General features: G+C 68.3%; 15 protein-coding genes. 11 read left to right on the top strand and 4 right to left on the bottom strand.

The annotated features are described in order from the left end of the window. Nucleotides 1–2 precede the first annotated feature (2 nt). The 5 genes from K6V06_RS19625 (at nucleotide 3) to K6V06_RS19605 (ending at nucleotide 6,664) form a co-directional block, all read left to right on the top strand. A complete protein-coding gene (locus K6V06_RS19625; RefSeq protein ID WP_222245811.1) occupies nucleotides 3–1,655 on the top strand; it encodes a PepSY domain-containing protein in 1,653 nt (550 codons plus the stop codon). After that, nucleotides 1,652–2,011, top strand: a complete 360-nt coding sequence (locus K6V06_RS19620) for a DUF3325 domain-containing protein (RefSeq protein WP_222245810.1) — start codon at nucleotides 1,652–1,654, stop codon at nucleotides 2,009–2,011. Before K6V06_RS19625 ends, K6V06_RS19620 begins: the two co-directional genes overlap by 4 nt. Before the next feature lie 215 nt (nucleotides 2,012–2,226). After that, a complete protein-coding gene (locus tag K6V06_RS19615) occupies nucleotides 2,227–4,338 on the top strand; it encodes a TonB-dependent siderophore receptor (RefSeq protein ID WP_222245838.1) in 2,112 nt (703 codons plus the stop codon). Between the two features lie 205 nt (nucleotides 4,339–4,543). Next, on the top strand, nucleotides 4,544–4,876 hold the full coding sequence (locus tag K6V06_RS19610; RefSeq protein ID WP_222245837.1) for a YnfA family protein: 333 nt from the start codon (nucleotides 4,544–4,546) through the stop codon (nucleotides 4,874–4,876). Between the two features lie 99 nt (nucleotides 4,877–4,975). After that, nucleotides 4,976–6,664 (top strand): multicopper oxidase family protein, encoded by a 1,689-nt coding sequence (locus K6V06_RS19605; RefSeq protein WP_222245809.1) that lies wholly within the window; start codon nucleotides 4,976–4,978, stop codon nucleotides 6,662–6,664. Between the two features lie 180 nt (nucleotides 6,665–6,844). On the opposite strand, the gene K6V06_RS19600 is transcribed toward K6V06_RS19605, so the two are convergent. Then, on the bottom strand, nucleotides 6,845–7,900 hold the full coding sequence (locus K6V06_RS19600; protein WP_222245808.1) for an alkene reductase: 1,056 nt from the start codon (nucleotides 7,898–7,900) through the stop codon (nucleotides 6,845–6,847). Nucleotides 7,901–7,957: 57 nt separating this feature from the next. After that, on the bottom strand, nucleotides 7,958–8,260 hold the full coding sequence (locus K6V06_RS19595; protein ID WP_222245836.1) for a helix-turn-helix transcriptional regulator: 303 nt from the start codon (nucleotides 8,258–8,260) through the stop codon (nucleotides 7,958–7,960). 256 nt (nucleotides 8,261–8,516) lie between these two features. Between K6V06_RS19595 and K6V06_RS19590 the strand changes: the two genes are divergently transcribed. From K6V06_RS19590 to K6V06_RS19575, 3 genes are all read left to right on the top strand, one after another. Further along, nucleotides 8,517–9,476, top strand: a complete 960-nt coding sequence (locus tag K6V06_RS19590) for a tripartite tricarboxylate transporter substrate binding protein (RefSeq protein ID WP_255581981.1) — start codon at nucleotides 8,517–8,519, stop codon at nucleotides 9,474–9,476. A 52-nt stretch (nucleotides 9,477–9,528) separates the two neighbouring features. Next, nucleotides 9,529–9,975: an acetyltransferase gene (locus tag K6V06_RS19585; protein ID WP_222245807.1), complete on the top strand. Its 447-nt coding sequence runs from the start codon at nucleotides 9,529–9,531 to the stop codon at nucleotides 9,973–9,975. 129 nt (nucleotides 9,976–10,104) lie between these two features. Further along, on the top strand, nucleotides 10,105–12,456 hold the full coding sequence (locus K6V06_RS19575; protein WP_370637516.1) for an ATP-binding protein: 2,352 nt from the start codon (nucleotides 10,105–10,107) through the stop codon (nucleotides 12,454–12,456). A 78-nt stretch (nucleotides 12,457–12,534) separates the two neighbouring features. Here K6V06_RS19575 and K6V06_RS19570 read toward each other — a convergent pair whose 3' ends face one another. Together K6V06_RS19570 and K6V06_RS19565 are read right to left on the bottom strand one after the other, a co-directional pair. Beyond that, a complete protein-coding gene (locus K6V06_RS19570; protein ID WP_222245806.1) occupies nucleotides 12,535–12,972 on the bottom strand; it encodes a response regulator in 438 nt (145 codons plus the stop codon). Then, nucleotides 12,972–15,386 carry an ATP-binding protein gene (locus K6V06_RS19565; RefSeq protein WP_222245805.1) on the bottom strand — a complete coding sequence of 805 codons (2,415 nt, stop codon included), beginning with the start codon at nucleotides 15,384–15,386 and terminating at the stop codon, nucleotides 12,972–12,974. The genes K6V06_RS19570 and K6V06_RS19565 overlap by 1 nt, the downstream gene beginning before the upstream one ends. A 189-nt stretch (nucleotides 15,387–15,575) precedes the next feature. Here K6V06_RS19565 and K6V06_RS19560 point away from each other — a divergent pair, with 189 nt between their 5' ends. The 3 genes from K6V06_RS19560 to K6V06_RS19550 all read left to right on the top strand — a co-directional run bounded on the left by K6V06_RS19560 (nucleotide 15,576) and on the right by K6V06_RS19550 (nucleotide 19,288). Then, a complete protein-coding gene (locus K6V06_RS19560) occupies nucleotides 15,576–16,280 on the top strand; it encodes a putative glycolipid-binding domain-containing protein (protein WP_222245804.1) in 705 nt (234 codons plus the stop codon). 143 nt (nucleotides 16,281–16,423) lie between these two features. After that, nucleotides 16,424–18,763 (top strand): glycoside hydrolase family 55 protein, encoded by a 2,340-nt coding sequence (locus K6V06_RS19555; protein WP_222245803.1) that lies wholly within the window; start codon nucleotides 16,424–16,426, stop codon nucleotides 18,761–18,763. 66 nt (nucleotides 18,764–18,829) lie between these two features. After that, nucleotides 18,830–19,288, top strand: coding sequence for a nucleoside deaminase (locus K6V06_RS19550; RefSeq protein ID WP_222245802.1), 459 nt, complete (start codon nucleotides 18,830–18,832; stop codon nucleotides 19,286–19,288). Nucleotides 19,289–19,562 lie beyond the last annotated feature (274 nt).

Genomic DNA, 19,562 nt, shown 5'->3' with positions numbered 1-19,562 from the left:
CGATGCGCGAGGGATTCCGCCAGTCGATGGCCTGGCTGCACACCTGGGCGGGACTGCTGGTCTGCTGGGTGCTGTTCCTGGTCTTCTGTGCCGGCACGTCGAGCTACTTCAAGGACGAGATCAGCCTGTGGATGAAGCCCGAGCTGCACCGGCGCGGCCCTGTCACGGTGTCCGACACCCAGGCCACCCAACAGGCAATCGGCTATCTGCAACGGCATGCCGCGGGCGCCCCGCGCTGGTTCATCAGCCTGCCGGACGAACGCCGCCCGGTGGTCAGCGTGCTTTGGACCCTGCCGCCCAAGCAGGCGGCGGGCGGGGAGGGCGGCAAGCGGCGGCGCTTCGAGACCCGGCTGCTCGATCCGGCCACCGGCGAAGTCCTTGCCGATGCCCGGGAGACGCGCGGCGGCGAGTTCCTCTACCGCCTGCACTTCGACCTGCACTACATGCCGGCGATCTGGGCGCGCTGGATCGTCAGCTTCTGCGCGATGTTCATGCTGGTGGCGATCGTCAGCGGCATCGTCACGCACCGCCGCATCTTCAAGGATTTTTTCACCTTCCGCCGTAACAAGGGCCAGCGCTCCTGGCTGGACGCGCACAACGCCACGGCGGTGCTCGCGCTGCCGTTTCACCTGATGATTACCTACACGGGGCTGGTGACGCTGCTGTTCATGCTGATGCCGTGGGGCGTGCACAGTGCCTACCAGGGCGACCATCAGACCTTCGCCGCGGAACTGCAACGCCGTCCGCCGCGCGTCACCGCCTCCGGGGAAGCCGCGCCGCTGGTGCCGCTCGCGCCCTTGCTGGAGGAAGCCCGCCGGCATTGGGACGGGGCGCCGGTGCAGCGCCTGGCAATCGAGCAGCCCGGCGATGCCAGTGCCACGATCACGCTGACCCGGGACAAGGGCCGCTCGATGTCGGCCGATGCCCCGTCGCTGCTGTTCGAGGGGGCGACCGGTAAGCGGCTCGCCGCCTTCGGCGAGGCGCCCGGTCCGAGCGACCACACCCGCGGCGTGATGGTGGGCCTGCATGTCGCCCAGTTCGCCGAGCCGGCGCTGCGCTGGTTGTTCTTCCTGTGCGGTCTTGCCGGTTGCGCGATGGTGGCGACGGGTGCGCTGCTGTGGGCCGTCAAGACGCGGCAGAAACAGGCCCGGGCCATCGCGGCAGGCGCGCGTCCCTCGCCCGGCCTGTGGTTGGTCGAAGCGCTGAACATCGGCGCGATCGCGGGCCTGCCGATTGCCTTCGCCAGTTATTTCTGGGCCAACCGCCTGCTGCCGGTCGGCATGCCGCTGCGTACCGAATTGGAGATCCGCGCGTTCTTCATTGCCTGGGCGGTGGCGGCACTGCTGGCGCTGATGCGCCCCTCGCGCGGCATGTGGACCGTACAGCTGGGCCTGGCTGCCACCCTGTTCTGCTCGCTGCCGCTGCTCAACTGGGCGACCGGTGGCGCGCATCTCGGCGTCACGCTGTCCGGGGCAGGCCCTCTGGCGGTCGGTGGGTTCGATCTGGTCGTGCTCGCCCTTGGCGCCGGGCTCGGCTACGCGGGCTGGCGACTGTGCCGGCAGCGCGCCTGTGCCGCCCCGGGGGGGACGCGAACAGCACGCAGCAGGGCCGGTGCTTCGGCTTCGCCGGCCCACGCCGCGGAGCCCACCGCATGAGCCCCGGCTTCGCCCTGATCGCCGGCTTCGCACTCGCCTTCAGCGGTTTCACCGCGCTGGCGCTGACGATCGACCGGCACTATGCCGACATCCACGGCCGCGGCCGGGAACCGTCGCCCCGGCTCGCGCGCCGGCTCCATGTACTCGGCTGGTCGGCGCTGTTGCTGTGCTGGCTGACGCAGGCGGACGCGCAGGGCTGGCCCGTAGGCACCGTCTACTGGATCGGCGTGATGACCGCCGCCGCGCTCGCGGTCGTCGCGGTGCTTGGCTGGATGCCGCTGCGCGCCACGCCGCTGGCCAAGGCCAGCGCCGCCGTTGGCGTGCTGCTGCTGGCGTTCATGCGGTTCTCGCTCTAGCCCGACCGATTGTCACCGTGGCGGCGACCGCCGCGGGCCCTGGTTTTCTTGCACTTTCGCTGTCAGCCATCGCGCTTGCGCGTGGCGCACGCATTTCTTCCTGGAGTCCAATCTTGTCCTCGTCGAATCGCCGGGCCCACTCGCCTCGCGCCAACCGTTCCGTTTCCGCCTTGCGGCCCCTCGTCGCCGCGCTCGCGCTGGGCGGGCTGCTGCCCATGGCCGCGCAGGCCCAATCCGCGCCAGCGCAGAATGCCGCTGGCGCCGCCAGCGGCGCCAACGCGGAGGCGGAGTTGCCCGCGGTGACCGTGCGCGCCGAAACCACCCCCGACCAGCCGCCCCCCGCCTACGCTGGCGGTCAGGTCGCGCGCGGCGGCAGGCTCGGCATCCTCGGCAACCAGGACATGATGGACGTGCCGTTCAGCATCACGTCCTACACCGCCGAGCTGATCCAGAACCAGCAGGCCCGCAGCCTCGGCGACGTGCTCGCCAACGACCCCGGCATCCGCACCACGCGCGGCTTCGGCAACTACGCCGAGTCCTTCGTGGTGCGCGGCTTTCCGCTGACCGGCGACGACATCGGCTACAACGGCCTGTACGGCGTGGCGCCGCGTCAGCTGATCGCCGTCGAGGGGGTGGACCGGGTCGAGGTATTCCGCGGCGCCAGCGCGTTCCTGAACGGCGTCTCGCCGACCGGCACCGGCATCGGCGGCGGCATCAACCTGGTGCCGAAGTTCGCCACCGCGCAGCCGATCACGCAGGCGACCCTCGACTACACCAGCGATGCGCAGGTCGGCGGCCACGTCGATATCGGCCGCCGCTTCGGCCCGGACAACCGCTTCGGCCTGCGCGTGAACGCGCTGGCGCGCGGCGGAGACGCCCCGATCGATCGAGAATCGCGCCAGCAGCGGCTGTTTACCGCTGGCGTCGACTACCAGGGCGACAAGTTCCGCGTCAACGCCGACATCGGCTACCAGAAGCAGACCATCCGCGAGGGCCGCCCGAACGTGAACCTGCGCGGCACCACGTTGCCCGCGGTGCCATCGTCGCGCCACAACTACGGCCAGCCCTGGGCCGGCACGATGCTGGAGGACACCTACGGCACCATCCGCGCGGAATACGACCTCGCCCCGGCATGGACGACCTATGCCGCCTTCGGTGCGCGCCATACCAACGAGTTCGGCAACTACTCGACCCCGACCGTGGACGGCACCGGCGCCGGCACGGCGTCGCGCATGGCCGTGCCCTACAAGCAGGACACCACCTCGCAGGAAGTCGGCATCCGCGGCGCCTTCCAGACCGGCCCGGTCGGCCATCAGGTGAACCTCGCCTGGTCCGGCATGCAATCGCGCAAGCGCACCGCGTACGAGCTGTCGGGCTCGTTCCCCACCGATCTGTTCGATACGCCGTCGGTGCCCAGGCCCGCCGCCACGGTGACCGGCGGCAACATGTCGGACCCCGGCGTGACCGAGCGCGTGCTGCTGAGCAGCGTCGCGCTGTCGGACACCATGTCCTTCTTCGACGACCGCGTGTTGTTCACCGCGGGCGTGCGCCACCAGAACATCAAGGTGCGCGGTTATGCGTACTCCGGCGTGCAGAACGCCGATTACAACGAGTCGGCCACCACGCCGGCCTTCGGCCTGGTCGTCAAGCCCGTGCGCAATGTCTCGCTGTACGTGAACCGGATGGAAGGCCTGGCACAGGGGCCGACCGCGCCGACCACCGCGCTGAACTACGGCGAGGTGTTCGCGCCGATCAAGTCGAAGCAGCACGAGGCCGGCATCAAGTATGACGGCGGCAATTTCGGCACTACGCTGGCCGTGTTCCAGATCGAGCAGCCCTCGGGCCTGACGCAGAACGGCATCTTCTCGATCGCTGGCGAGCAGCGAAACCGCGGCGTTGAGCTCAGCGGCTTCGGCGAACCCGTGCACGGAGTGCGCCTGCTGGCCGGCATTGCCTATATCGACGCGAAGATGGCCAGCACCGGCAATCCGGCGACCGAAGGCAACAAGGCCGTCGGCGTGCCGAACTACACGCTGAACGTCGGCGCCGAATGGGACCTGCCGTGGATGCAGGGTTTGACGCTGTCGGGCCGCTATCTGCAGACCGGCCGTCAGTACCAGAACCTGTCCAACCAGACCAGCCTGCCGTCGTGGAACCGCTTCGACCTGGGCGCGCGCTATCGCTTCAAGTCGGGGCAGCAGCGCTACACCCTGCGGGCGGGGATCGAGAACGTGGGCGACAAGGAATACTGGGCGTCGTCGTTCGGCGGCTATCTGGTGCAGGGCGCGCCGCGCACGTTCAAGGTGGCGATGACGGTCGATTTCTGATCCGTCCTGGGTTGCCGCGGCGCGAGTTTCCGCGCAGCTGTGCCCTCTCCCCCGGCCCCTCTCCCGCAAGCGGGCGAGGGGAGCGAACTTCGATGTTCTCCCCTCTCCCACTTGTGGGAGAGGGGCGGGGGGGGAGAGGGCAATGGCCATCGCGATAGCGCCCATGCGACAATCGCTTTCCTTCCCAAAGACTTCCCTGACAGCGATGTCCTTCCTCGGCTACGTCGGCCTGTTTGTGCTCACCGCGCTCGCCGAGATCGTCGGCTGCTATCTGCCCTGGCTCGTACTGAAGCAGCACAAGAGCCTGCTGCTGCTGATTCCCGCGGCACTGTCCCTGGCGCTGTTCGCCTGGCTGCTGACGTTGCATCCCACCGCGGCGGGCCGCACCTATGCCGCCTACGGTGGCGTCTATATCGCCGTCGCGCTGGCGTGGCTGGCACTGGTCGATGGCGTGCCGCTGACGCGCTGGGACGTGGTCGGCGCGGGCGTGGCGTTGCTCGGCATGTCGGTGATCGTGCTGCAACCGCAACATTCCTGACCACATAAAGCGCCGTCACAACCGGTCCGATGTCCTACCATTGCAACGAGTTGCACCTGCGACGCGTCGTGCGGGCAGGCGAACCGGCGGGAGGTCACCATGGCGCTGTCCCACACTGCATCGAGAGCCGGTCATGTCGCCGGTGCCGCAATGGTGCTGGCGTTGTTCGCCGCCTGCGGGGGCGGCGATGGCGGCGGTGGAGGCAGCCGTCCCCGGTCGATTCCGCAGCCGGAGGTGGCCACGGCCCGGGACGGTGTGCTGCGCATCACGCTGCGGCAGGCGCCCGCCACCATCACTGTCGCCGGCCAGACCTTTCGCTCGAACGTCTTCAACGACAGCTACGCCCCCCCGGTGCTGAAGCTGCGGCGCGGCGAACGGCTGGACCTGACGCTGCAGAACCGCATCGGCCCCGCGGACGTGCAAATCGACGCGGCGGAAGAGACCAACCTGCACTACCACGGCATGTCGATCTCGCCGCTGGCGCCGGCGGACGACATCTTCCTGCACATCGCCAACGGGGCTGACTACCAGTACACCTGGCAGGTGCCGGACACCCATCCGCAGGGCGTGCACTGGTACCACCCGCATCCGCACGGCCTGGTCGAGCCGCAGATCCTCAGCGGCATGTCCGGCATGCTGCTGATCGACGGCGTGCTCGATCACTTCCCGGCGTTCGCGCGACTGGATGAGCGCTACTACCTGCTGAAGGACATCCAGTTGCCGGGCGCGCAGGACGGTGACCCATTGACCAAGACCATCAATGGCGTGCTGGGCGGCGTCATCCGCCTGCGTCCCGGCGAGATGCAGGTCTGGCATCTGGCCAACGTCGGCGCCGATGCCTACTTCCACTTGTCGATCGACGGCGTGCCGCTATGGGAGCTGAGCCGCGACGGCAACCTGCGTGCCGCACCGGAGCCGAACGAGTCGATTCTGCTGCCGCCCGGCGCCCGTTCCACCGTGGTGTTGCAGGCGCCCGACGCCGCCGGCTCCTATGCGATCCGGACCCTGAACGTCGATACCGGCCCACAGGGGGACCCGAATCCCGAGATCCAGCTGGCGACACTGATTGTCGAGGGCGAACGGCCGTATTCCGCCGACATCGCCGCCCAGCTGCGCGCCGGCCTGACCCGGCCCGCGGTCAACGTCGATACGCTGACGCCGGCCCAGGTCGAAGCGCTGCCGATCACGCGCCGGCGCACCGTCGTGTTTTCCGAAACCGAGGACGGCAATACCTTCTTCATCGATGGCAAGGAGTACGACCCCGCGCGCGACGACGTGGTGGTCAATCTGGGCGATGTCGAGGAATGGACGCTGCTCAACGTCAGCGGCGAGCGGCACGTCTTCCATATCCACCAGCTGGACTTCCTGGTGCAGTCGATCAACCAGAACGATGTCGACGAGACCGGCCTGCGCGACGTCATCGATCTGCCTTACCAGCAGAATGGCGTGCCGGGCGAGGTCAAGGTGGTCATTCCCTTCACCAATCCGCTGATGGTGGGTCGCTTCGTCTTCCACTGCCATATCGTCGAGCACGAGGACGGCGGCATGATGGCCAATATCGTGGTGTTGCCGCCCGGGCAGACGGCGATGGCGCCTGCACGCATGCGCACCGTGACGGCACCGCGGCAGCCATCGTGGCGCGGCATGCTGCCGCAATGGCTGGCCGGCACGCCGGCGGTGCCCAGGCCAGTCTGGGAGGACGCGTTGTGCCGCGCGCCGGCGGCGAACGCCACCATCGGCACCAGCACGAGCACCGGCACGGCAGCGTCGGCGCTTCGCCTGCGCTGATCCGGACAAAGACAGCGCGGAGCCGATTGGCTCCGCCGGATTGCTGACGAGCTTGGACCACCACCCCGTCATTCCCGCGAAAGCGGGAATCCAGCGCCTTCAAAAGCCACTGGGTCCCCGCGTTCGCCGGGATGACGGTGCTCGTGCCGCGTCATGCGGCGCGCTTCGCGACGTGGCGCTTCAGGCCAGCGCCGGATAGTCGATATAGCCTTCCGCGCCCGGGTGATAGAACGTTTCCGGCTTCGGCTCGTTCAGCGGTGCGTCGAGCTCCAGGCGGCGCGGCAGGTCCGGGTTGGCGATGAAGAGCTTGCCGAACGCAATTGCATCGGCTTCGCCCGAGGCGAGCAGCTGGTTGGCGGTCTGCTTGGTCATGCTCTCGTTGGCGATATAGACGCCGCCGAAGGCCGCCTTCAAGGCCGGTCCCAGGCGGCCCTCGCCGACCGCCTCACGCGCACAGATAAAGGCGATGTGGCGCTTGCCCAGTTCCCTGGCGACATAGCCGAAGGTCGCGGCCGGGTTCGAGTCGCCCATCGTATGCGAGTCGCAGCGCGGAGCGAGGTGGACGCCGACGCGGTCCGGGCCCCAGACGTCGATGCAGGCGTCGGTCACCTCCAGCAGCAGGCGGGCGCGATTCTCGATCGGGCCGCCGTAGGCGTCGGTGCGCTTGTTGGTGCTGTCCTGCAGGAACTGGTCGAGCAGATAGCCATTGGCGCCATGGACTTCGACGCCATCGAAGCCGGCTGCCTTGGCGTTCTCGGCGCCGCGCCGGAAGGCGGCGACGATGCCCGGGATTTCATCGGTTTCGAGCGCACGCGGGGTGACATACGCGCGCTTCGGACGGACCAGGCTGACGTGGCCTTCGGCGGCGATGGCGCTGGGGGCCACGGGCAGGTCGCCGTTCAGGAAGATCGGGTCGGAGATCCGGCCCACGTGCCACAGCTGCAGGAAGATGCGGCCGCCCGCGGCATGCACCGCGTCGGTGACCTGCTTCCAGCCCGCCACCTGCTCGTCGCTCCAGATGCCCGGCGTATCGGCATAGCCGACGCCCTGCGGCGTGACCGCAGTGGCTTCCGACAGGATCAGGCCGGCGGAGGCGCGCTGCACGTAGTACTGCGCCATCAGCGCGTTCGGCACGCGGCCTGGGCCGACGGCACGCGAGCGGGTCAGCGGCGCCATGATGACGCGGTTGGGCAGATCGAGATCGCCGATGCGAATGGGATCGAAGAGAGTAGGCATCTGTTTTGTCTTTTGGTGAGTCGAACGGGATGAGGTGCGCCCGTAAGCGCAAAAAATTCAAAGCTCGCGATGCACGTGGTCGAGGAAGGCCGCGATGGTTTCCTCGTTGCGCTTGAAGAAGACCCATTGGCCGATCCGGCGCGAGCTCAGCAGCCCGGCGCGCTGCAGCGTCGCCAGGTGCGCCGACACGGTGGACTGCGACAGTCCGGCACGCGCGTCGATCAGCCCGGCGCAGACGCCCAGGTCGAGCGGGTATTCCTGCTCGGCGAAATAGGCCTCGGGCGTGCGTAGCCACGCCAGGATGTTGCGGCGTACCGGGTTGGCCAGCGCCTTGTGGATGGCGTCGACATCGACCTCCATTTCCACCGCCGCCGGCGTCGGTCGTTTCGGTTCGGAGCGAACCATAGATCGGGTTTGTACAGGATTAATATCGTCACTATACGATATATGAGCAAGGCTTGCAGGACGCTCGTCTCTCCCGCTCTGTGCGGCGTCCCGGCAACGGTGCCCAGGCGCGATCCGGCCGGCTCCCCCGGCCATCGGCTAAGATTGCGGCTGCACCAAAACCAAGCAACTGGAGAGAGATGTGCAAGCAGTGCGCGCAACGATGAAGGTCATGCTGGCGGGGGCGTCGATCGCCTGTGCCATGCTGGCGCCCCAGGCCATGGCGCAGGACGCCTGGCCGAGCAAGCCGATCCGGATGGTGATTCCCTTCCCGCCCGGTGGCGGCACCGATATCCTGGCGCGCCTGGTATCGAACCAGCTGTCGCAGACCGCGAAGTGGACCATCGTGCCGGACAACCGGCCCGGCGCCGGCGGCACCATCGGCATCGCCGAGGCGGTACGGGCCAACCCGAACGGCTATGAGCTGGTGATGGGCCAGAAGGACAACCTGGTGGTGGCGCCGTGGCTCTACAAGTCGGTCAGCTACGAGCCGTCGCGCGATCTGGTCGCCATTGCCCATGTCGCCTTCACGCCGGTGGTGATCGTCACGCCGGTCAATTCGCGCTTCAAGACGCTCGCCGACCTGATCGCCGCCGCACGGCAGGCGCCGGACACCATCACCTATGGCTCGCCCGGCAACGGCACCACGATTCACCTGGCCGCCGAGATCCTGAGCAACGCCGCCAATATCAAGCTGCGCCACGTGCCCTACAAGGGGTCGAACGCCGCGATGATGGATGCGCTGGCGGGCAACGTGGATCTGCTGGTCGCCTCGGTGCCCTCCGCGCTGGCGCAGGTCAAGGCCGGCAAGCTGCGCGCGCTGGCGGTCACCTCCGCCGCGCGCAGCAGCTCGCTGCCCGACGTGCCGACCGTGGCCGAGTCGGGGTACAAGAAGGTGGACGTGAGCACCTGGTATGGCGTGTTCGCGCCGGCGAAGACCCCGCGCGAGGTAGTGACCCGCGTCAACGCCGAGGTCAACAAGCTGCTGGCGACGCCGGCCTTCGTGCAGGCCATCCACGAGCAGGGCGCCGAGCCGAAAGCCATGACGCCGGAGCAGTTCGGCGCGCAGGTACGCACCGAATACCAGCAGTGGAAGGACATCGTGCGCCAGTCCGGCGCCACGGTAGAGTGACGGCGCGCCGGAAGGAAGCGAGCGACCGGCCGGGCAGGGAAGCAGTCCGCCCATGATCCGCCTGCGTCCATCCACCGCTGAAGACCTCGACGCCCTCGTCGAGGTCTGGCGCGCGGCCGTCCTTGCCACGCACGACTTCCTCGCGCCCGAGCACTTCGCCGAGATCCACCGGCTGGTGGCGACTGAATACCTGCCGCACGCGACGGTATGGGTCGCGCCCGATGGCGAGGACCGCCCGCTAGGCTTCATGGGCATGACCGGCCGGAACATCGACAGTCTCTTCATCGCGCCGCAGGCACGGGGGCAGGGCATCGGCAGGGCGCTGGTCGACCATGCCGGGCGCGATGGCGGCGCGTTGACGGTCGACGTCAACGAGCAGAACGCGCAGGCGGTCGGCTTCTACCTGCGGCTCGGTTTCGTGCGCATTGGCCGCTCCGCAACGGATGGCGACGGCAGGCCGTATCCGCTGCTCCATCTGCGCAGGGATTCGCCCGGCTAGCACCGGCCTTGCGAGAGCGGGCGATTGCCTCGCGCACGGCTGTCCTGCAGGCGGCAACAACATGACTTCCTGTACCATGTCGAGGTTCTGAATAACAACATCGCCGCCGCGCGCGCATCGAGGCCTTACGTGACCGCATCAGCCGTGCCCACCCTGGACGTGCTGTCAGCCCTGCGCGAAGCAACGGGCGAGCGCCATCACGTCCTCGACAAGGCCATGCCGCTCGCGCGGTCCAATCCCGGCCTCACCGAATATCGCGACCACCTGCTGTTGCTGCGCTTGTGGCTGGAGCCGCTGGAAAGCTGGCTGCGTCGTTTCGACGACGGTCCGCAAGCGCCATCGCTGCTGCCTCATCGCTGGCGCCTTGCGCTGATCGATGCCGATCTCGCCGATCCCGCGATGCCGGCCGGCGTCCTGCCCGCCGAGGTCGAGCGCAGGGCCGCGAGCTGGATGCCGCTGGCGGCCGAGCCGGCCTATCGCTGGGGCCTGTGCTACGTCATCGAAGGATCGCAGCTGGGCGGGGCCCTGCTGTATCGCAACTTGTCCGAGGCGCTGCACCCGCATCCCTTGCGCTACCTGCGCGGCGACGGCCCGCCGGGGCCGCGCTGGCAGCAGTTCCTGCACGCGCTGCGGGACCAGGTGCGTACGCCCGAGGAGGTCGCGCTTGCCTGCCGCGGTGCACAGGACGCCTTCGATCGTCTGCTGCGGCTGATCGATGACGGCACCGAGCCGGTGCCGGTCGTGCCGCACGCATCCGTCCCCGGCGAACCGGTGCAGATCCTCGACCACAGCCTGACGACGGTGCATGACGAGGCCGCGGAACGGCAGGCGGCGGCGCTGGTGTTCGACGTCCTTCCCGAGGCGCATCTGATCGTCGATGCGCACGACCGCGTCGTGCTGGCGAACCACCGGTATCTGGAACTGGTGGGCGCAACGCTCGATGCCATCCGCGGTCGCTCTGTCTACGATATCAATCAGCAGGTGCCCGAGGGGCAGCGCGCGGCGCGGCGCGCCTGGGTAGAGAACACGCTGCGCACGATCAACCGGGGCGAACGGCGCCAGTCGCCGGTGCTCCGCTACGATCTTCCCAAGCCTGATGAGGACGGCAACGGGGAAGGGGAAGGGCAGCCCGCACGGACCGAGCGCTACTGGCAGGCCCGCGCCGTCCGCGTTCCCTCACCGGGACCGCTGACCGTGGGCGAAGGGCGGCGGGAGCTGGCCGGGCGCGGCACCGACCTGGTCATCTTCACGCTCAGCGACGTCACCGACACGGTCGCCGACACCGAGCGCAGCCAGCGCGAGCGGGCCAAGCTGCGCTCGCAGGCGCAGTTGCGCCAGGTGCTGATCGACGAGGCCAATGCCGAGCTGCGCAGCCAGCAGCAGCGGCTGCAGGAGGTCCTCAGCTTCGCCAGGGTCGGCGCCTGGGAGTGGGACCTGTCCAGCGGCGTGCTCAATTGCACCGACCAGTGCTACCGCAATCTCGGCCTGTCGCTGGGCGAGCCGGTCACCGAGCAGCGGCTGTTCGGCGATCTGATCGAGCCGGAAGATCGCCAGCGTGTGCGCAGCGTGATTGAGGGGGCGATCGAGCAGGGGCGCTATTTCGAGGTCGAGTACCGCGTGAACTGGCCGGACGGTTCGGTGCGCTGGCTGCTGGCGCGGGGGGCGCCCCGTACCAGCACCGGCGGCAGCCAGTCGCTGGTCGGCTTCACGCTCGACGTCACCGAACGCAAGCTGGTCGAGTTGCGCCACCTGGCGATGGCGCAGGAAGAGAAGCATGCGCGCGAGCGCAGCGAGGAAACCACGCGGGCGATGGACCATTTCATCGCGGCGGTCAGCCACGAGCTGCGCTCGCCGCTGCACGCCATCCTGTCGTGGACGGCGCTGCTGCAGCGCGCGGCGGACGCCTCGCTGGTCGACCGTGCGGTGACCGTCATCGAGCGCAACGCACGGCAGCTAAGCCTGATGGTGGACGATCTGCTCGACAGCGGCGCGATCGTCACCGGCAAACTGTCGGTGGACCTGCAGCCGATCGACCTGGGCGCGCTGGCAGGCATCGTTGCCGAGGACATTCGTGTCAATGCCGAAGCGCGCGGCATCACGCTGGTCGCGCAGACCCTGGCCTCTTGCATCGTGCTGGGGGATGAGAGCCGCCTGAAGCAGGTTATCTGGAACCTGCTCACCAACGCGGTGAAATTCTCCGAAGGCGGCACGGTGCAGATCGCCGTCACCGCCAGCGAGGAGCACGCGGAACTGACCGTGCGCGATACCGGCGCCGGCATTGCGCCGGAGGACCTGGACCGGATCTTCGAGCGGTTCGAGCAGGCCAGGGGTGGCGCCCCCGTGCGCCGCAGTTCGGGACTGGGCCTTGGGCTCTGGCTCGTCAAGAGCCTGGTGGCGCTGCATGGCGGCACGGTGAGCGCCCATAGCGACGGCCCGGGCAAGGGCGCAACCTTCCGCGTCCGCCTGCCCCGGTTCCGCTGACGGACGATGGCCGGGCGCCGCTAGCGGCGCCGGCTGTGCAACGGATGCGGTGGGCTCGTGCGCCCAGTCATGCCCCAATCATGCGCCGAAGGGCGGCGGCTCGTTCAGCACCGCCCAGAACATGCCCAGATCGTTGATGGCGCCCATGAAGTCGTCGAACTCCACTGGCTTGACCACATAGGCGTTGACGCCCAGGTCGTAGCTGCGCAGCAGATCCTTCTCCTCCCGCGAGGCCGTCAGCATCACCACCGGAATCCGGCGCAGCTCCTCGCTCTCCCGGATCGCGGCCAGCACTTCGTGACCGTCCAGCCGCGGCAGCTTCTTGTCCAGCAGGATCACTGCCGGATTGATCTTCTCGCGGCCGGCCCACTCGCCCTCCCGGCGCAGGTAGTCGAGCGCCTCGACGCCGTCGCGCACGGAAACGACGGGATTGGCAATCCGCGATTTTTCCAGAGCGATCAGCGTCAGCTCGATGTCGTCAAGATTGTCCTCCACCAGCAATATCGGCCTCAGCATCACCGCTCCCCTTCTTTCTTGGTATCTTTCAACACTGGTTTGTATGACTGCGTCGCGGAGACAGCCGCGATTCTCGCCGCCGTTTCGCTCGCCGAGGTTTCCCGGTCGACCTGCTGCGGCGAATAAGCTTGCGGCAGCGAGAAACTGATCGTGGCGCCCTTGCCCACTTCTCCACTCGCCCAGGTCTTGCCGCCGTGCCGCTCGACGATGCGGCGCACGCTGGCCAGCCCGATGCCGGTACCCGGAAATTCTTCGTTCCGGTGCAGCCGCTGGAAGACGCCGAACAGCTTGTCCGCATAGCGCATGTCGAAGCCGACCCCGTTGTCGCGCACGAAGAAGACGTCCTGGCCCGCAAGCTGGCCCTCACCCGGCGAGCGGCCGATGTGGATGCGGGCTGCGGGCGGGGCGGCACCGTCCGGCCCAGGGCCAGTGAATTTTACCGCGTTGGCAACCAGGTTCCGCATCACGATTTCCATCAGCAGCGGGTCGGCCGTCACCGTGCCCAGTTCGGCAACTTGCCAGTCGATCGGATGCGCGGCGTCGCGGCCTTCCTCGGCGATCAGCCGGCGCACCAGCGCGTCCATGTCCACCCGCTGCGGATGCAGCGCCGCGCGGCTCATGCGGGAGAACGCAAGCAAGTCGTCGACCAGCTTGCCGCCGAAGCGGGCCTGCGAGGTGATCCGCTCGACGAAATGGCGGCCCCGCTCGGACAGCCGGGCCCATTCCATCTCGCGCAGCAGGTCGGCGAAGCCGACGATATGGCGCAGCGGGGCGCGCAGGTCATGCGAGACCGTGTAGGAAAAGCCCTCCAGTTCCCGATTCACACGGGTCAGGTCCATCGCCAGCTGGGCCATTTCCTCGGCCCGGCGCAGCACGATGCCAAGCAACGCGCCGCGAAATTCCTGCGCGATTTCGATTTCCGCGGGACGCCAGGGTTTCGAGCGATTGCGCACGGTCTCGACCCAGGTCTCGAAGCTGCTGCGTGGCGACAGCGTCGAAGCCTGGCCCGCCAGCTTTTGCCCGGGATCGCCTGCCCATTCGATTGTCCGCACTGTCTCCGGGCGGAACCAGATCACGTAGTTGCGGTACAACCGGGAGATCGACAGGGCAAGAATGCCGGCGCTATCCGGGTCCGGCTCGCTCCCGGAAGCTGACGCGGTGTCGCCGGCCTCGGCGTTCCACAGCGAGGCCAGGTTGTCGGTGCAGTAGACGTCCTCGTCGCGCGTATCGAGCCACTTGACCAGCCGCTCGATGACCGGCTGCCCGGGCGTGGCGCCGATCCGCACGATGCGCCCCTCGAACACCACCGCGGCGCCCCTGGCGGCCGTCAGGGCCAGCAGGTTGTCCGTTTCTCCCGCCAGTGCGTCGACGAAATCCTCGGCATTGGCCATCGCCGCCAGCAGCCGCGACAGCCGCTCGCGCAGCAGCAGCCGGTAGGCTGCCTCGGCGTGCTCCTCCTTGGCCTCGATCTGCAGCGACAGCACCTGGGCGATATGCTCGCAGGCGCTGCGCGCCTCGAACGGCGGCAGCCGCGGTTCGGCGTGGTGGCAGGAGATCAGGCCCCACAACCGGCCCTTGACCACGATCGACATCGACATCGAAGCGAGCGTGCCCATGTTCTTCATGTACTGCACGTGCACCGGCGAGATGCTGCGCAGCGACGAATAGGTCAGGTCGGTGGGGCGACCGGTGACCGGGTGCACGGGCGGCACCAGCGGCGCAGCCCGGTAGTTGGCGTCGGCGATCAGCCGGATGCGGTTCAGCACATAGAGCGCACGCGCCTGCTGCGGGATATCCGAGCCTGGGAAATGGTGATGCATGTACGAGTCGTAGCCGGGCTCCACCACTTCCGCGATCACCCGTCCGGTTCCCGCCGCATCGAAGCAGTACGCCATGGTCCGGCCGAAGCCGGCGATGCGATGCACCTCGTGCACCGCCAGCCGCGCCAGCTCCTCGACCGTGCTGGCGCCCTGCAGGCTCTCGATGAACGCCCGCACCATCGGGTACATCGAGCGGAACACGTCGATTGCCCCGTGCGCCGGTTCCAGTTCGACGATGGCGACGTCCGCATGGCGATGAACCAGAACCGCCATCGCTGCCAGCGCGCCATTGCGCCTTGCCTCGATGGAGCCGACATAGAAGGGCGTGCCCGCCGACTCCGGCAGGTGCAATGCCTGCAGCACCGCAGCGGCGGCGTCGCCGAGCACGTCTTGCAGCGGCTTGCCGAGCACGGACTGGACCTCGCCACCTGCCAGCTCCGCCACGTTCGCGCTCGCCTGCACGATGGTGCCGGCCTCATCGATTGCGAACAGGTAGCCATGAGGCTGGATGCCGCCGGGGATGTGAATCGGCTCGCGGGCGCAGTCGGCCATGCCCGCGTCGTTCCGTGCGGCGGTGTTCGAGGACTGCTGCATCGTGGCTCCATCCGTGTGCTATGGCAGCCATTCTCGCATAGGGGAATGGCGATGCGCCTGGATGTGGCGTAGCGCTTGCGCCGGACGGTTGGCGGTGCGGCCGAATCTGCCCTATCTTGGGCAGTGCGAGCCAGGGCCGCCCATGATGGCCCTGGCGCAGGCCCTCGTTTCCGCGCGCGAGAGATCCCTATGTCGATGCCAACGTTGCAGCCCATCGTCCCTGAACTGGTGTGCTGGTCCTGGATGACCCAGACCGGCCTGGATGCCGCCGCCGTGCTGCCGTCGTCCGATGGCGTGACCGTGCACGGCCGCATGCAGGCGCAGTGGGACGACGGGCCGCTCGAACTGGCCTATCGCCTCGATTGCGGCCCGCGCTGGGCCTTCCGGCAACTGCGCGCCTGCACCGTCTATCTCGGGCGCACGCGGACGCTGTCGCTGTGGCGCGACGATGAGGGCTGGCACGACGCAGCCGGGCGCCGCGAGGACCTTGCCGCGGCCCGCTTCATCGACATCATGGCGACGCCCATCACCAATACGCTGCCGGTGGCGGAGGAGGAATGGTCCGCCGGGGTGGGTCGCGAGTTCACCATGGCCTATGTCCGGCTGCCCGAGCTGCAGGTGCGGCCGGTGCGGCAACGATACACGCTGCTCGCGAACGATGCGGACGGCACTCGCCGCTTCCGCTATGAAACGCTTGGCGGCACCGCGTCCGACGGCCAGGCCGGGGCAGGGCAGGGCAGCGGTGCGGCAGCGGCAGCGGCGGAGTACCACGATCAGGATTCCGGCTTTTCTGCCGAGATCGTGGTCGACGCGAACGGTCTCGTGCTCTATTACCCACCGTACTGGCGCCGCATGCCGGCTGCGCAAGCCCTTGCCATGCAAGCCGCACGGTAGTTGCAACGGGGCGTCGCACCGCCTTATGTGCCTCGCCGAACAGTAAGTGATTGCCGCCTCAGTGAAGATGGCCGCTGCGGTTCCCCGGCCGGCCGCAATGCGTGCCCCGGGGGCGCGGCGGTCGGACGCAATCGGGGGGCAACATGAAGGGCAAGGTTCTTGGGGCGGCGGCATGTGCCGTGGCGGCGGCGCTGTGGTTGCAGGCGGAGACGGTCGGCCTGGCTTCGGCCGCCACATTGTCCGAGACGCCAGTGGCGCCGATCGGGGAAACCGGCACCCTGAGCGGCTGCGAGAATCCGCGGATCGGGCGCAATGGCGACCGGGGAAGCGGCAAGTCCGCCGTCTTCGTCGACGTGCAGAACATGCGTCCGGGGCACGACCCCGTCTACAGCAGCAACTCGGTGTTCTGGACCTCGCGCGAGAACCGACCCGGGCAGAACGTGCTGATGAGCGGCGCCTTCGCCCACGGCCGCAAGACCGTGCGCATCGCGCCGCTGTCGCGCGGCACCACCGACTGGCGCTCTGCCGTGCAGCAGAGCAACATCACCGCCCCGGCCATTCCGCTCAGTTCCACCGGCCTGATCTTCCAGATTCCGCCGGAGCTGCACTACGCGCCCTACGCGTGGCGCATCGAGGATCATGACCCCGCCGTGCCGCCGATCGAAGGGATCGTCAACCGGCCGGAGCCGCAATGGATCCTCGGCACGCCGGCAACCGACGCGCCGCTGGAAGCGCCGGCGCACCGGCTGGTCAATTGCGGCGCCGAGGCCGGCGGCAAGCTGCGACTGTTCGGCAAGAACATCAACGGTACCCGGGAGGTCTACCTGCAATCGGCGGACAACCGGCAGGTGCAATTGCCGGTCGAGCAGACCGACGACACCGCGCTGACCGCGAGCGTGCCGGCGGATCTGCCGCCCGGTCCCTATCACCTGTGGATCGGCTCGCCGGACAAGGACGCCACCGCCTCCTTGCCGGTGCCGGTCCGCATCGTGCCGGCGCCGCCGGCGCCGAGGGTGGTCACCTGTGGCGGGCTGAACGGCGACGGAACCACCGACAACAGCGGGCCACTGCAGGCGTGCCTGGACAACAACCGCAGCAACGACGGCCCGGTGGTGGTGCAGTTGCCGGCGGGGCAGTATGCGATCTCGCGGCCTCTGTCGCTGCGCCGCTACCAGCATCTGGTGGGCGAATCCGAGGCTGCCACCGTGCTGACCGGCACGGCGTCGTCGGCGGGCGCCACGCCCAAGGCGTGGGTGGTCGGCGACAGCCATTTCGGGGTGGCCTCGCTGACCATTCGTGCACCGCACCGCGATGCCGTGATCCGCGCCGCGAGCCTGGGCAGCGATCCGGACAGGCATGGCCACGTGCTGATCAATCGCGTCACCATCGAGGTGTCGGCCGATTACACCGGCGGCGGGCAGCATACCCGGCTGATCAAGCTGTCCGGTCCCGACCTGCGCATCCTCAATTCCACGCTGAACGCGCCCAAGACGCTGCTGATCGACTATGGCGACGGCGTGCTGCTCTCCGGCCTTCGCTCCAATCGCGGCGACTATGCCATCGCGAACAGCCAGAACGTCGTCATCACGCGCAATCTGCTCGGATCGCCCACGGAGATCAACGAGGGGGTGGTGATCGGCGCCGCGCGCCCGATGGTCAACGGCACCACGGCCAATGCCGCGCGCAATCTGTACGTCGGCTACAACCTGTTCCGCAACATGACGTACACGCCGACCAATCAGTTCTTCACCACGGACGGCGGCGGCGGCGCGTATCTGGGCCGGATCGCCTCGGCCACGGCGAACCAGGTCATCCTCGCGGCCGATCCGAACTGGGACCTGGTGGGGACCAGCAATCCCGAGAACGTGCTGATCTCGATCGTCGCCGGGCACGGCGTCGGCCAGTACCGGCCGTTGCGGTCCATTCGTGGCCGCATCATGGAGCTGGAGCGGCCGTGGGATGTGGTGCCGGACTCCAGTTCCGTGATCGACATCACCACCGGCTATCTGCGCATCACCGTCAGCCACAACGAGTTCCACAACATGCACGGTCACGCGCTGAACTCGGTGCTGTTCTTCGGCGGCGTGTTCGACAGCGTCATCGACCACAACTACAACGAGAACGCGGGCGATGGCATCGCCGTTGCTGCCTACGGTCCGTACGGCATCAACAGTTACCTGCCGACGTTCAATGTCGATTGCATCGACAATACCGTGGTCGAGGACGGCGACGGCACGTTCCTGATGCGCACGGCCAAGCAGGACGTGTCACGCGGCATCGCGGTGATGGGGATGCCGGGCGCGGCCCTGTCCGGCATCCTGGTGCGCGGCAACCGGGTCACCACGCCGGGCAGGATCTTCTTCCCCAACAGCTTCAAGGACAACTACTCGGTGCTGGTCGAGCACAACCAGGCGGCGGTCGAGCCCTGGTTCGGCGGCTCGAGCGGGCCGTCGGGGGCGTTGATCCGGCCGAACGGGCGTTGAGCCCCGGTCCTCGGAGGCAATCGCCTGTAGTATGCGAACGGGCCCCGACCGACCAGGATACTCCGGATGACAGACACCTCGACCGACCATGCCGCGCTGCTGCTCGAAGCCGTCCGCCTCGCGCAAGCGAACCGCGCCAACGGTGGGCGGCCCTTCGGCGCCGTCATCGCTTGCGAGGGGCGCGCGGTCGCCCGCGCAGTGAACGGCATCGTGCAGAGCCACGACCCGACCAGCCATGCCGAAATGGAAGCGATACGGGAGGCCAGCCGCGCGCTGCGCACGCCCGACCTGTCCGGGTGCGTGGTCTATGCCAGCGGGCATCCCTGCCCGATGTGCCTGGCGGCGCTGGTCATCGGCAAGGTGAAGGCGGTCTACTACGCCTTCGACAATGCGGACGCCGAGCCGTACGGCATGTCCAGCGACGCGACCTACCGCGCGCTGCGGCTGACGCTGGAGCGGCCACCGCTACCGCTGATCCGCCTCGATGTGGGCGTGAGCGCCGACAGCGTGTACGGCGGCGGGTGAAGGGGGCGACCCGAAGGAGAAGGTCCGATCGACCCCACCGATTGCTGACAGGGCCTGAACCACCAATGGGTCGTTCCCGCGCAGGCGGGAATCCAGCGTCTTCGAAAGCCACTGGGTCCCCGCTTGCGCGGGGATGACGGCGCGTTCTCAGCAGTTCAGCCGCCCGCCGCATTGCACTTCGGGCCGTCAGGTTGCTGACAGGGCCTGAACCACCAATGGGTCGTTCCCGCGCAGGCGGGAATCCAGCGTCTTCGAAAGCCACTGGGTCCCCGCT

The organism is Cupriavidus sp. AU9028 (genome assembly GCF_019795295.1).
GTDB lineage: Bacteria > Pseudomonadota > Gammaproteobacteria > Burkholderiales > Burkholderiaceae > Cupriavidus.
This window is presented reverse-complemented; position numbering and strand designations above follow the sequence as displayed.

Bases quoted from the DNA above. Each gene is read 5' to 3' on its own strand.
- K6V06_RS19570 (WP_222245806.1), bottom strand. From the start codon at position 12,972: ATGCTGAGGCCGATATTGCTGGTGGAGGACAATCTTGACGACATCGAG.
- K6V06_RS19615 (WP_222245838.1), top strand. From the start codon at position 2,227: ATGGCCGCGCAGGCCCAATCCGCGCCAGCGCAGAATGCCGCTGGCGCC.
- K6V06_RS19590 (WP_255581981.1), top strand. From the start codon at position 8,517: ATGCTGGCGGGGGCGTCGATCGCCTGTGCCATGCTGGCGCCCCAGGCC.
- K6V06_RS19585 (WP_222245807.1), top strand. From the start codon at position 9,529: ATGATCCGCCTGCGTCCATCCACCGCTGAAGACCTCGACGCCCTCGTC.
- K6V06_RS19550 (WP_222245802.1), top strand. From the start codon at position 18,830: ATGACAGACACCTCGACCGACCATGCCGCGCTGCTGCTCGAAGCCGTC.
- K6V06_RS19600 (WP_222245808.1), bottom strand. From the start codon at position 7,900: ATGCCTACTCTCTTCGATCCCATTCGCATCGGCGATCTCGATCTGCCC.
- K6V06_RS19625 (WP_222245811.1), top strand. From the start codon at position 3: ATGCGCGAGGGATTCCGCCAGTCGATGGCCTGGCTGCACACCTGGGCG.
- K6V06_RS19610 (WP_222245837.1), top strand. From the start codon at position 4,544: ATGTCCTTCCTCGGCTACGTCGGCCTGTTTGTGCTCACCGCGCTCGCC.
- K6V06_RS19555 (WP_222245803.1), top strand. From the start codon at position 16,424: ATGAAGGGCAAGGTTCTTGGGGCGGCGGCATGTGCCGTGGCGGCGGCG.
- K6V06_RS19565 (WP_222245805.1), bottom strand. From the start codon at position 15,386: ATGCAGCAGTCCTCGAACACCGCCGCACGGAACGACGCGGGCATGGCC.
- K6V06_RS19595 (WP_222245836.1), bottom strand. From the start codon at position 8,260: ATGGAGGTCGATGTCGACGCCATCCACAAGGCGCTGGCCAACCCGGTA.
- K6V06_RS19605 (WP_222245809.1), top strand. From the start codon at position 4,976: ATGGCGCTGTCCCACACTGCATCGAGAGCCGGTCATGTCGCCGGTGCC.
- K6V06_RS19620 (WP_222245810.1), top strand. From the start codon at position 1,652: ATGAGCCCCGGCTTCGCCCTGATCGCCGGCTTCGCACTCGCCTTCAGC.
- K6V06_RS19560 (WP_222245804.1), top strand. From the start codon at position 15,576: ATGTCGATGCCAACGTTGCAGCCCATCGTCCCTGAACTGGTGTGCTGG.